This window comes from Streptococcus mitis (assembly GCF_002096845.1).
Taxonomy (GTDB): domain Bacteria; phylum Bacillota; class Bacilli; order Lactobacillales; family Streptococcaceae; genus Streptococcus; species Streptococcus mitis_A.
The window spans coordinates 134,170-146,831 of the sequence record NZ_NCVK01000060.1; the positions used below are offsets into that span (position 1 = coordinate 134,170).

Sequence of the window (12,662 nt, forward strand, 5' to 3'; positions counted from 1 at the left end):
CATGCAATATTCAGAAATTATGATTCGCTACGGTGAGCTGTCAACCAAGGGTAAAAACCGTATGCGTTTCATCAATAAACTTCGCAATAATATTTCAGACGTTTTGTCTATCTATCCCCAAGTTAAGGTAACGGCAGATCGCGACCGTGCCCACGCTTACCTAAATGGAGCAGATTACACAGCAGTAGCAGAATCGCTCAAACAAGTTTTTGGAATTCAAAACTTTTCCCCTGTTTATAAGGTTGAAAAATCTGTAGAAGTTCTGAAGTCTTCTGTCCAAGAGATTATGAAAGATATCTACAAGGATGGCATGACCTTTAAAATCTCTAGTAAACGTAGCGACCACAACTTTGAGTTGGATAGTCGTGAACTCAATCAAACACTTGGAGGAGCTGTTTTTGAAGCTATTCCAAATGTGCAAGCTCAAATGAAAAGTCCTGACATCAATCTTCAGGTGGAGATACGTGAAGAAGCAGCCTATCTTTCTTATGAAACCATTCGTGGGGCTGGTGGTTTGCCAGTTGGAACTTCAGGTAAAGGGATGCTCATGTTGTCAGGAGGGATTGACTCACCTGTAGCAGGTTATCTTGCACTTAAGCGTGGGGTAGATATTGAGGCCGTTCACTTTGCCAGCCCACCATATACTAGTCCTGGTGCCCTTAAAAAAGCCCAAGATTTGACTCGAAAATTGACCAAGTTTGGAGGAAATATCCAGTTTATCGAAGTTCCTTTTACAGAGATTCAAGAGGAAATCAAGGCTAAAGCGCCAGAAGCTTACTTGATGACTCTAACTCGTCGCTTTATGATGAGGATTACCGACCGTATTCGTGAGGTACGAAATGGTTTAGTTATCATCAATGGGGAAAGCCTAGGTCAAGTAGCCAGCCAGACCTTAGAAAGCATGCAGGCTATCAATGCAGTTACCAACACTCCCATCATCCGTCCAGTTGTGACAATGGATAAGTTGGAAATCATTGACATTGCTCAGGAAATTGACACCTTTGAAATTTCTATCCAGCCTTTTGAAGACTGTTGTACCATTTTTGCGCCAGATCGTCCAAAGACCAATCCTAAGATTAAGAATGCAGAACAGTACGAAAGACGCATGGATGTTGAAGCTTTGGTTGAGCGAGCAGTGGCTGGGATTATGATTACTGAGATTACACCGCAGGCTGAAAAAGATGAAGTGGATGACTTGATTGACAATCTGCTCTAATCAGAAAATCCAGAAGAATTTAGAAAAATAAATGAAAAAGTTAGTTTTTAATTCCAAAAGTGGAAGCAAAACTAACTTTTTTTCTATAATTGTGATATAATAAAATAAAATTTTGAATATAGAGAGTTTTCTGACAATGAATCAATCCTACTTTTATTTAAAAATGAAAGAACACAAACTCAAGGTTCCTTATACAGGGAAGGAGCGTCGTGTACGTGTTCTTCTTCCTAAAGATTATGAGAAAGACACGGATCGTTCCTATCCTGTTGTTTACTTTCATGACGGGCAAAATGTTTTTTATAGCAAGGAGTCTTTCATTGGCCATTCATGGAAGATTATCCCAGCTATTAAGCGCAATCCTGATATCAGTCGCATGATTGTCGTTGCTATTGATAATGATGGTATGGGGCGGATGAATGAGTATGCGGCTTGGAAGTTCCAAGAATCTCCTATCCCAGGGCAGCAGTTTGGTGGTAAGGGTGTGGAGTATGCCGAGTTTGTCATGGAGGTGGTCAAGCCATTTATCGATGAGACCTACCGTACCAAAGCTGACCGCCAGCATACGGCTATTATTGGGTCTTCACTAGGAGGCAATATTACCCAGTTTATCGGACTAGAATACCAAGACCAAATTGGTTGCTTGGGTGTCTTTTCATCTGCTAACTGGCTCCATCAAGAAGCCTTTAATCGCTATATTGAACGCAAGAAACTATCGCCTGACCAGCGTATCTTTATCTATGTTGGAACAGAAGAAGCAGATGATACGGACAAGACCTTAATGGCTGGTAATATCAAACAAGCCTATATTGATTCGTCTCTTCGGTATTACCATGATTTGATAGTAGGTGGGGTACACTTAGATAATCTTGTCTTGAAAGTTCAGTCTGGTGCCATCCATAGTGAAATCCCTTGGTCGGAGAATTTACCAGGCTGTCTGAGATTTTTTGCAGAGAAATGGTAAGTTAGAAAAGGAGAAAGCAAATGTATATTGAACATCTTAGCCACTGGAGTGGCAATCTTAACCGTGAAATGTACCTTAATCGTTATGGACATGCTGGGATTCCAGTTGTGGTCTTTGCTTCATCAGGTGGTAGTCACAACGAATACTATGATTTTGGCATGATTGATGCCTGTGCCTCCTTTATCGAGGAAGGCCGTGTCCAGTTCTTTACCCTGTCCAGTGTAGATAGTGAGAGCTGGTTGGCCACTTGGAAAAATGGTCATGACCAGGCGGAGATGCATCGTGCCTACGAACGCTATGTGATTGAGGAGGCCATTCCTTTTATCAAGCATAAGACAGGTTGGTTTGATGGTATGATGACGACAGGTTGCTCCATGGGTGCCTATCATGCAGTCAATTTTTTCCTCCAGCATCCAGATGTCTTTACCAAGGTGATTGCTCTTAGTGGTGTTTACGATGCACGTTTCTTTGTCGGCGATTACTACAATGACGATGCTATTTATCAAAACTCGCCAGTAGATTATATCTGGAATCAGAACGACGGCTGGTTTATTGATCGTTACCGTCAGGCAGAGATTGTGCTGTGTACGGGTCTCGGTGCCTGGGAACAAGATGGTCTACCATCCTTTTACAAGCTCAAAGAAGCCTTTGACCAGAAACAAATTCCAGCCTGGTTTGCTGAATGGGGACACGATGTCGCCCACGACTGGGAATGGTGGCGCAAACAAATGCCTTATTTCCTCGGCAATCTCTATTTATAAAAGGAGTTACCTATGAATTACCTTGTTATTTCTCCCTACTATCCACAAAACTTTCAACAGTTTACCATCGAACTTGCCAATAAAGGCATCACAGTCTTGGGAATTGGTCAAGAACCATACGAGCAATTAGATGAGCCTTTGCGCAATAGCCTGACCGAGTATTTCCGTGTTGACAATCTTGAAAATATAGATGAAGTCAAACGTGCAGTTGCTTTTCTCTTTTATAAACATGGCCCAATTGACCGTATTGAATCCCACAATGAATACTGGCTTGAGCTAGATGCAACACTCAGAGAACAATTCAATGTCTTTGGTGCCAAACCAGAGGATCTCAAAAAGACGAAATTTAAGTCTGAAATGAAGAAGCTTTTCAAAAAAGCAGGTGTCCCTGTGGTCCCTGGAGCTGTTATCAAGACGGAAGCAGATGTTGATCAAGTAGTGAAAGAAATCGGCCTTCCAATGATTGCCAAACCTGACAATGGAGTGGGAGCAGCCGCGACCTTTAAGCTTGAAACAGAAGACGATATCAAGCACTTCAAGACTGAGTGGGATCATTCAACTGTTTATTTCTTTGAGAAATTTGTCACCTCTAGCGAAATTTGTACCTTTGATGGTCTTGTGGACAAGGATGGTAAAATTGTCTTCTCAACAACCTTTGATTACGCCTATACACCGCTTGATCTCATGATTTACAAGATGGACAATTCCTACTATGTGCTCAAGGATATGGATCCTAAACTGCGCAAGTATGGGGAAGCGATTGTCAAGGAATTTGGTATGAAAGAACGGTTCTTCCATATTGAGTTCTTCCGTGAAGGGGACGACTACATTGCCATTGAGTACAATAACCGTCCTGCAGGTGGTTTCACCATTGATGTTTATAACTTTGCTCATTCCTTGGACCTTTACCGAGGCTATGCGGCGATTGTCGCAGGAGAAGAGTTCCCAGTGTCAGACTTTGAAGCTCAATATTGTTTAGCTACATCCCGTCGTGCAAATGCCCACTATGTTTATTCAGAAGAGGATTTGCTTGCCAAATACAGTCAGCAGTTCAAGGTTAAAAAAATCATGCCAGCTGCCTTCGCAGAACTTCAAGGAGATTACCTTTATATGCTGACAACTCCTAGTCGACAAGAAATGGATCAGATGATTGCAGATTTCGGACAACGTCAGGCTTAAGAGATTATCGGATTAAGGAAATGCACCTCCTTAATCCTTTTGTTTTTTTATGAGAAACACAGCAGATTGAAACAAGAATAGGACGAAACATCCTCGTAAAGAGACTGGGACAAAAAGATTTTGATTTTAGGAATTCTTTATTATAAAATTTTAAAATCGATAGATTAGGAAAAAAAGCGAACAAGATAGAATTCTGAATGTAAGATAACTCGTTTTGTTCGCTTTTTATATTTAAGGTTAGACTTTTGTCCCAAACTCATTTGAGGTGCTTTTTAATATGAGCCCAGGTTTTCTCAATAAGATTGTACTCAGGTGAGTGGGGAGGAATAAGAAATAAAGCTACTTTTTCTGGGGCTTGTTCATAGTAGGTGTGATTCTTTTTTTTTGAGTGTAGCCCATAGCTTTGAGAGCATAGTGGATAGTATAGCAGATTGAAATAAGATGTGAACAAAGTGATTGAGAAAGTCAATTTTTTCTAGAAATGTTTTAGCAACTGTAATGTGCTATTCTAGATTCAATATGCTATAGTTGGATGACAGCCAAATTCAGAAGCTATTCCAGTCAAATAAGCGTTTGGATTGTCAGTAAGATAGTTTTTAAGTCTATCTCTATCAACTTTTCTTGGTTTTGTTCCTTTTACTTGATGGTTTAGATCACCTATTTTCTCTTTTAGATAATGGTATTACGTGAGATTTGGAAAACGTGTGATGCTTCTGTTATATTATTTGTTCGCTTACAATAGGCAAGAACTTTTTTTACGTAAATCTATTGAATATGGCATAAGATGACTGCACCACATTGTGTACTACCTTTAGTTCATTTTGTCATATCTCTGTCGAAACAGGTTACTAATATTAATGTACGGGCTCTATGTATGTCAAAAATAAGTTCAATTATTGAATAGATTTCACTAAACGAGATAGAAGAATAATTTGAGTCTTTTATGCAATCTCCATATAGTATTCATTACTATTGATACCTTAGGTTCTTTTTATTGAAGAAATTTTCTGAAAATTACAAAATATACTTGCTATTTTAGAAAAATAGTGTAGAATAAAAGAAATAAGTTTTTAGAATAAGGAGTGGAATATGACAGTAACGATTGATTGGGAGAACCTTGGTTTCTCCTATATGAAATTACCTTATCGCTATATTGCTCATTTTAAAAATGGACAATGGAATCAAGGAGAACTTACAGAAGATGCAACCTTGCATATTTCAGAGTCTTCTCCAAGTCTTCACTATGGTCAACAAGCCTTTGAAGGTTTGAAAGCTTACCGTACTAAGGATGGTAGTGTTCAGCTGTTCCGTCCTGATGAAAATGCTAAACGCTTGCAACGTACCTGTGACCGTCTCTTGATGCCACAAGTTCCAACAGAAATGTTTGTAGAAGCTTGTAAGGCAGTTGTCCGCGCGAATGAAGAATACGTACCACCATATGGAACAGGTGGAACCCTATATCTTCGTCCTCTTTTGATTGGTGTCGGAGATATTATTGGGGTAAAACCAGCAGAAGAATACATTTTCACAATCTTTGCTATGCCAGTTGGAAATTACTTTAAGGGTGGTTTGGTTCCAACTAACTTCTTGATTCAGGATGAATACGACCGTGCAGCACCAAATGGTACAGGTGCGGCTAAGGTTGGTGGGAACTATGCTGCAAGTCTCTTGCCAGGGAAATTGGCCAAGTCACGTCATTTCTCAGATGTTATCTACCTAGATCCTTCAACTCATACAAAGATTGAAGAAGTCGGTTCAGCTAACTTCTTTGGAATTACAGCTGACAATGAGTTTGTAACACCATTGAGTCCATCTATCTTGCCATCTATTACTAAGTATTCTTTGCTTTATTTGGCAGAACACCGCTTGGGCTTGACTCCTATTGAGGGAGATGTTCCAATTGATAACCTTGACCGTTTTGTAGAGGCAGGTGCCTGTGGTACAGCAGCAGTTATTTCGCCAATTGGTGGAATTCAGCACGGTGATGATTTCCATGTATTCTATAGTGAAACAGAAGTTGGCCCTGTGACTCGTAAACTCTATGATGAATTGACAGGTATTCAGTTTGGTGATATTGAAGCGCCAGAAGGTTGGATTGTAAAAGTAGATTAAAACAAACAAAAGGAGATTTTTGATGAAATCGAAAAAGTGGCTATTAACAGCAGGAGTGGTCCTGAGCACAACAGCTCTTTTAGTGGCTTGTGGAAAAGCTGATAAAGAAGCAGATGCACCGACAACATTTTCATATGTCTATGCAGTAGATCCAGCATCTTTGGACTATAGTATAGCGACTCGTACATCTACAACAGATGTCATCGGGAACGTGGTTGATGGCTTGATGGAAAACGACCAGTACGGAAATGTTATTCCTTCCTTGGCTGAAGATTGGTCTGTGTCCAAAGATGGTTTAACTTATACCTATAAACTTCGTAAAGGAGTTAAATGGTACACTTCTGAGGGTGAAGAATATGCCGAAGTAACAGCCCATGACTTTGTAACAGGATTGAAACACGTAGCTGACGGTAAGTCAGACGGCGTCTCTCTCATCCAAAATTCAATTAAGGGCTTGGATGCCTACATGACTGGTGAGACCAATGATTTCTCTACAGTTGGTGTTAAGGCCTTGGACGATTATACAGTCGAATATACCCTAAACAAACCAGAAAGTTTCTGGAACTCTAAAGTTACAACAGCGACGATGTTGCCTGTAAATGAAGAATTTTTGAAGGCATCAGGTAAAGATTATGGAGCAGTTACTCCAGCAGGGATTCTTTACAATGGTCCTTATATCTTGAAGACCTTGACTTCTAAATCGTTGATCGAATACGAGAAAAATCCAAACTACTGGGATAAAGAAAAGGTAAAAATCGAGAAGATTAAATTGACTTACTACGATGGTTCTGATCAGGAATCGTTGATTCGTAGTTTCTCTTCAGGTGCCTATACGACAGCCCGTCTCTTCCCAAGTAGCTCAAACTTTGCTTCAACTTTGGAACAATACGGAGATAAAATCACTTATAGCCCACAGGACTCAAGTAGCTATTACTTCACCTTTAACGTAAATCGTCAGTCATACAATAAAACTGCGAAAACAAGTGAAGAGCAAAAGACTTCTACTAAAGAAGCTATGCTTAATAAGGACTTCCGTCAGGCTATCAACTTTGCCTTCAACCGCCATTCTTATGCTGCCCAGCTAAATGGTGAAGACGGTGCGGATAAGATTATTCGTAACAGCCTTGTTCCTGATAACTTTGTGCAAGCAGGTGGTAAAAACTTTGGCCAAATCGCCCAAGCAGAGTTGGTGAACTATGGTGACCAATGGAAAGGTGTTGAGCTAGTTGACGGTAAGGATTCTATATACAATCCTGACAAGGCTAAAGCTGCTTTCGAAAAAGCTAAGAAAGACTTGGAATCTAAAGGGGTAACATTCCCAATTCACTTGGATGTCCCAGTTGAACAAACAGATACCATCGCCGTTCAACAAAGCAACTCTTTCAAACAGTCTATCGAATCAACTCTTGGTGCTGAAAATGTTGTCATCGATGTTCTTCAAATGACAGATAATGAAAAGGAAACAATCACTTCTCAAGCGCGTGTTCCTTCTCAAAAAGACTATGATTTGAACAGTACAGGATGGGCTCCAAGTTATCAAGACCCAGCATCTTACTTGAATATCATGGATCCTAAATCAGGTTCTGCTATGAAACACCTTGGTATTACTAAAGGAAAAGATAAGGATGTTGTAGCTAAACTCGGTTTGGATCAATATAAGAAATTATTGGATGATGCGGATTCAGAAACTACGAATCTTGAAGAACGATATGAAAAATATGCCAAGGCTCAAGCTTGGTTGACAGATAGTTCATTATTGATGCCGACAGCCTCATCTGGTGGTTCTCCAGTTGTAAGTAATGTAGTGCCATTCTCAAAACCATACTCACAAGTTGGTATTAAAGGTGACCCATATATCTTTAAAGGAATGAAATTGCAAAAAGATATTGTTACAACAAAAGAATATGAAGAAGCACTGAAAAAATGGCAAAAAGAAAAATTGGAATCAAACGGTAAGTACCAAAAAGAACTAGAAAAACACATTAAATAAAGCAGAAAACTCTATGTCAGACAAGCCTGATATAGAGTTTTTTCTTGCTAGTTTTAGGATTTTCTTGTAAAATAGAAAAAGTGAAGAGAGGTATGAAATGAGTAAGAAAGATAAAAAAATTGAAATTCAAGTAGCAGATGCTAAAGTTAATGTAGGAAAAGACAGTTTTGAAGGTTATACGTTGACCATTGGTAAAAAAGTTATCGGAGAAATTGCCGAATTAGACGGACAATTTGCCATCATAAAGAATGGGAATGTCGATAGTTTTTATAAAAAATTGGAAAAAGCTGTGGAAATTTTGATTGAAAATTATAATTTAGCAAAATAAGTCTTGTTTTTTTGAAATTTTCATGATATAATAATCCATGTTGATTGTAGGAGAGATAGCGAAGAGGCTAAACGCGGCGGACTGTAAATCCGCTCCTTCGGGTTCGGGGGTTCGAATCCCTCTCTCTCCATTTCATCAATGGGGTATAGCCAAGCGGTAAGGCAAGGGACTTTGACTCCCTCATGCGTTGGTTCGAATCCAGCTACCCCAGTTCTTAGGTAATAATCAAGATAAAAAGCAAAATATCTTAGGGTATTTTATTTTTATAATTGAAAGACGTGAACGATATGAACATGTCCTTGCGGGTGCTTAGGAAAAAAATTATAAGTATGTCAAGTTTAAGAAAAACTTGATTGTTGGAGGATTTTTTAGATGAACGAATTTGAAGATTTGCTAAATAGCGTTAGCCAAGTTGAGACTGGTGATGTTGTTAGTGCTGAAGTATTGACAGTTGATGCGACTCAAGCTAACGTTGCAATCTCTGGAACTGGTGTTGAAGGTGTCTTGACTCTTCGCGAATTGACAAACGATCGCGATGCAGATATCAATGACTTTGTTAAAGTAGGAGAAGTATTGGATGTTCTTGTACTTCGTCAAGTAGTTGGTAAAGATACTGATACAGTTACATACCTTGTATCTAAAAAACGCCTTGAAGCTCGCAAAGCATGGGACAAACTTGTTGGTCGCGAAGAAGAAGTTGTTACTGTTAAAGGAACTCGTGCCGTTAAAGGTGGACTTTCAGTAGAATTTGAAGGTGTTCGTGGATTTATCCCAGCTTCAATGTTGGATACTCGTTTCGTACGTAACACTGAGCGTTTTGTAGGTCAAGAATTTGACGCTAAAATCAAAGAAGTTGACGCTAAAGAAAACCGCTTCATCCTTTCACGTCGTGAAGTTGTTGAAGCAGCTACAGCAGCAGCTCGCGCTGAAGTATTCGGTAAATTGGCTGTTGGTGATGTAGTAACTGGTAAAGTTGCACGTATCACAAGCTTCGGTGCTTTCATCGACCTTGGTGGTGTTGACGGATTGGTTCACTTGACTGAATTGTCACATGAACGTAACGTTTCACCAAAATCAGTTGTAACTGTTGGTGAAGAAATTGAAGTGAAAATCCTTGATCTTAACGAAGAAGAAGGACGCGTATCACTTTCACTTAAAGCAACAACACCTGGACCATGGGATGGCGTTGAGCAAAAATTGGCTAAAGGTGATGTAGTAGAAGGAACAGTTAAACGTTTGACTGACTTCGGTGCATTTGTTGAAGTATTGCCAGGTATCGATGGACTTGTTCACGTATCACAAATTTCACACAAACGTATTGAAAATCCTAAAGAAGCTCTTAAAGTTGGTCAAGAAGTTAAAGTTAAAGTTCTTGAAGTTAACGCAGATGCAGAGCGCGTATCACTTTCTATCAAAGCTCTTGAAGAACGTCCAGCTCAAGAAGAAGGACAAAAAGAAGAAAAACGTGCTGCTCGTCCACGTCGTCCAAAACGTCAAGAAAAACGTGATTTCGAACTTCCAGAAACACAAACAGGATTCTCAATGGCTGACTTGTTCGGTGATATCGAACTTTAATCAAATTGAAAATTCATAAAATCCTTTGTTTTCTAAACAAGGGATTTTTCTTTTGTCTGTAAGCCTTTTTTGATATAATAGTTCTATGTTAGAATCAGAAAAACAATCACGTTATCAAATGTTAAATGAGGAGTTCTCTTTTTTATTGGATGGTGAAACCAATGTTTTGGCTAATCTTTCCAACGCCAGTGCTCTTCTAAAATCACGCTTTCCTAATACCGTATTTGCAGGCTTTTATCTGTTCGATGGAAAGGAATTGGTTTTAGGTCCCTTCCAAGGAGGTGTTTCCTGCATCCGTATTGCACTGGGAAAAGGTGTTTGTGGGGAGGCGGCTCATTTTCAGGCAACTGTTCTGGTTGGTGATGTAAGGACTTATCCCAACTATATTTCTTGTGATAGTCGAGCTAAAAGTGAAATTGTTGTGCCAATGATGAAGAATGGTCAATTGCTCGGGGTTCTGGATCTGGATTCTTCAGAGATTGATGATTATGATGCTATGGATCGAGATTATTTGGAACAATTTGTCGCTATTTTGCTTGAAAAGACAGAATGGGACTTTACAATGTTTGGGGAGAAAGCCTAATGTATCAAGCACTTTATCGAAAATATAGAAGTCAAAACTTCTCCCAGTTGGTTGGTCAAGAAGTTGTAGCTAAGACTCTTAAACAGGCAGTGGAGCAAGAGAAAATAAGTCATGCCTATCTTTTTTCTGGTCCTCGTGGAACGGGAAAGACCAGTGTGGCTAAGATTTTTGCCAAAGCTATGAACTGTCCAAATCAAGTGGGTGGTGAACCATGTAATAACTGTTATATTTGTCAGGCAGTGACGGATGGTAGTTTAGAAGATGTCATTGAAATGGATGCTGCCTCTAATAATGGAGTCGATGAAATCCGTGAAATCCGTGATAAATCTACCTACGCCCCTAGTCTTGCCCGTTATAAGGTTTATATCATAGATGAGGTTCACATGCTGTCTACAGGGGCTTTTAATGCTCTTCTCAAGACGCTGGAAGAGCCAACACAGAATGTGGTCTTTATTTTAGCTACTACTGAATTGCACAAGATACCTGCGACTATTCTATCCCGTGTGCAACGTTTCGAGTTTAAATCAATTAAGACACAGGATATTAAGGAACATATTCACTATATTTTAGAAAAAGAAAATATCAGTTCTGAACCAGAGGCTGTGGAAATCATTGCTAGACGGGCTGAAGGTGGGATGCGGGATGCCTTGTCTATTTTGGATCAAGCCCTGAGTTTGACACAGGGAAACGAGCTGACGACTGCCATCTCTGAAGAAATTACTGGCACCATTAGCCTATCAGCCTTGGATGATTATGTGGCTGCCTTGTCTCAACAGGATGTTCCCAAGGCCCTTTCATGCTTAAATCTTCTCTTTGAAAATGGTAAGAGCATGACTCGTTTTGTGACCGACCTTTTGCACTATTTAAGAGACTTGTTAATTGTCCAAACAGGGGGAGAAAACACTCATCATAGTCCAGTCTTTGTAGAAAATTTGGCTCTTCCTCAGGAAAATCTGTTTGAAATGATTCGCTTAGCGACAGTCAGTTTAGCAGATATAAAGTCTAGTTTGCAGCCCAAGATTTATGCTGAGATGATGACCATTCGTTTAGCGGAGATTAAGCCTGAGCCAGCTCTTTCAGGGGGAGTTGAAAGTGAAATTTCTGCATTGAGACAGGAAGTTGCGCGTCTTAAGCAAGAACTCGCAAATGTAGGAACTATACCTAAGCCAACAAATCCAGCTCCTAGTCGTCCGGCAGCAGGCAAGACCGTCTATCGTGTGGATCGCAATAAAGTGCAATCTATCTTGCAAGAGGCTGTCGAAAATCCTGATTTAGCACGTCAAAATCTGATTCGCTTGCAGAATGCCTGGGGAGAGGTGATTGAAAGTCTTGGAGGTCCTGATAAGGCTCTGCTAGTTGGATCTCAACCAGTTGCGGCCAATGAACACCATGCAATTCTTGCTTTTGAGTCTAACTTCAATGCTGGTCAAACCATGAAACGAGACAATCTCAACACCATGTTTGGTAACATCCTCAGTCAGGCGGCAGGTTTTTCACCTGAGATTTTAGCTATTTCCATGGAGGAATGGAAAGAAGTTCGCGCAGCCTTTTCAGCCAAAGCCAAATCTTCTCAAACTGAGAAAGAAGTAGAAGAAAGCCTGATTCCAGAAGGATTTGAATTTTTGGCTGATAAAGTGAAGGTAGAGGAAGACTAAAGAAAGATTTCATGATACAATAAGTTTATGAATAAACAACAATTTATTATTATAGCGCTGTTTACAGCTGCTGAGACCTATTTTTTCAATGAAGCCTGGATGACTGGCCGCTATATTATGGCAGCCTTTTGGGCAATTTTACTCTTCAGAAATTTTCGCGTCAGTTATGTGATGGGCAAAATCGTTGATGTCATCGATCAGCATTTTAATAGGAAAGACTAGCCCTCAGCTTCCAGACAAAATCAAAGCCTTTTAGGCTTTTTTTTGTTATACTAGAAAAGTATATTTATAGACCTTTTATA

The 12,662-nt window shown here is 39.8% G+C and carries 11 protein-coding genes, 2 tRNA genes and 1 pseudogene; 13 read left to right on the forward strand and 1 reads right to left on the reverse strand.

The window, feature by feature from the left end:
- The first annotated feature begins 1 nt into the window (after nucleotide 1).
- The 4 genes from thiI to B7695_RS10150 all read left to right on the forward strand — a co-directional run bounded on the left by thiI (nucleotide 2) and on the right by B7695_RS10150 (nucleotide 4,117).
- Nucleotides 2-1,216 (forward strand): tRNA uracil 4-sulfurtransferase ThiI, encoded by a 1,215-nt coding sequence (gene thiI / locus B7695_RS10135; protein WP_084891518.1) that lies wholly within the window; start codon nucleotides 2-4, stop codon nucleotides 1,214-1,216.
- A gap of 136 nt (nucleotides 1,217-1,352) precedes the next feature.
- Nucleotides 1,353-2,177, forward strand: a complete 825-nt coding sequence (locus B7695_RS10140; RefSeq protein ID WP_084891521.1) for an alpha/beta hydrolase — start codon at nucleotides 1,353-1,355, stop codon at nucleotides 2,175-2,177.
- Between the two features lie 20 nt (nucleotides 2,178-2,197).
- Nucleotides 2,198-2,938 carry an esterase family protein gene (locus tag B7695_RS10145; protein WP_084891523.1) on the forward strand — a complete coding sequence of 247 codons (741 nt, stop codon included), beginning with the start codon at nucleotides 2,198-2,200 and terminating at the stop codon, nucleotides 2,936-2,938.
- A 12-nt stretch (nucleotides 2,939-2,950) separates the two neighbouring features.
- Nucleotides 2,951-4,117 (forward strand): ATP-grasp domain-containing protein, encoded by a 1,167-nt coding sequence (locus B7695_RS10150; protein WP_084891526.1) that lies wholly within the window; start codon nucleotides 2,951-2,953, stop codon nucleotides 4,115-4,117.
- A 256-nt stretch (nucleotides 4,118-4,373) separates the two neighbouring features.
- Here B7695_RS10150 and B7695_RS11690 read toward each other — a convergent pair.
- Nucleotides 4,374-4,898: pseudogene (locus tag B7695_RS11690) on the reverse strand (IS630 transposase-related protein).
- Between the two features lie 308 nt (nucleotides 4,899-5,206).
- Between B7695_RS11690 and B7695_RS10165 the strand changes: the two are divergent.
- From B7695_RS10165 to B7695_RS10205, 9 genes are all read left to right on the forward strand, one after another.
- A complete protein-coding gene (locus B7695_RS10165) occupies nucleotides 5,207-6,229 on the forward strand; it encodes a branched-chain amino acid aminotransferase (protein ID WP_033681953.1) in 1,023 nt (340 codons plus the stop codon).
- 22 nt (nucleotides 6,230-6,251) lie between these two features.
- Nucleotides 6,252-8,219, forward strand: a complete 1,968-nt coding sequence (locus tag B7695_RS10170) for a peptide ABC transporter substrate-binding protein (RefSeq protein ID WP_000837408.1) — start codon at nucleotides 6,252-6,254, stop codon at nucleotides 8,217-8,219.
- A gap of 97 nt (nucleotides 8,220-8,316) precedes the next feature.
- Nucleotides 8,317-8,547 (forward strand): DUF2969 domain-containing protein, encoded by a 231-nt coding sequence (locus B7695_RS10175; RefSeq protein WP_000037113.1) that lies wholly within the window; start codon nucleotides 8,317-8,319, stop codon nucleotides 8,545-8,547.
- 49 nt (nucleotides 8,548-8,596) lie between these two features.
- Nucleotides 8,597-8,677: transfer RNA gene (locus B7695_RS10180), tRNA-Tyr, on the forward strand.
- A 9-nt stretch (nucleotides 8,678-8,686) separates the two neighbouring features.
- A tRNA-Gln gene (locus B7695_RS10185) sits at nucleotides 8,687-8,758 on the forward strand.
- 161 nt (nucleotides 8,759-8,919) lie between these two features.
- A complete protein-coding gene (gene rpsA / locus B7695_RS10190; RefSeq protein WP_001001630.1) occupies nucleotides 8,920-10,122 on the forward strand; it encodes a 30S ribosomal protein S1 in 1,203 nt (400 codons plus the stop codon).
- Between the two features lie 85 nt (nucleotides 10,123-10,207).
- Entirely contained in the window at nucleotides 10,208-10,705 is a 498-nt protein-coding gene (locus B7695_RS10195; RefSeq protein ID WP_084891530.1) for a GAF domain-containing protein, read from the forward strand.
- Nucleotides 10,705-12,360 carry a DNA polymerase III subunit gamma/tau gene (gene dnaX, locus B7695_RS10200; RefSeq protein ID WP_084891533.1) on the forward strand — a complete coding sequence of 552 codons (1,656 nt, stop codon included), beginning with the start codon at nucleotides 10,705-10,707 and terminating at the stop codon, nucleotides 12,358-12,360. Before B7695_RS10195 ends, dnaX begins: the two co-directional genes overlap by 1 nt.
- Before the next feature lie 27 nt (nucleotides 12,361-12,387).
- Nucleotides 12,388-12,582: a DUF3272 domain-containing protein gene (locus tag B7695_RS10205; protein ID WP_001041544.1), complete on the forward strand. Its 195-nt coding sequence runs from the start codon at nucleotides 12,388-12,390 to the stop codon at nucleotides 12,580-12,582.
- Nucleotides 12,583-12,662 lie beyond the last annotated feature (80 nt).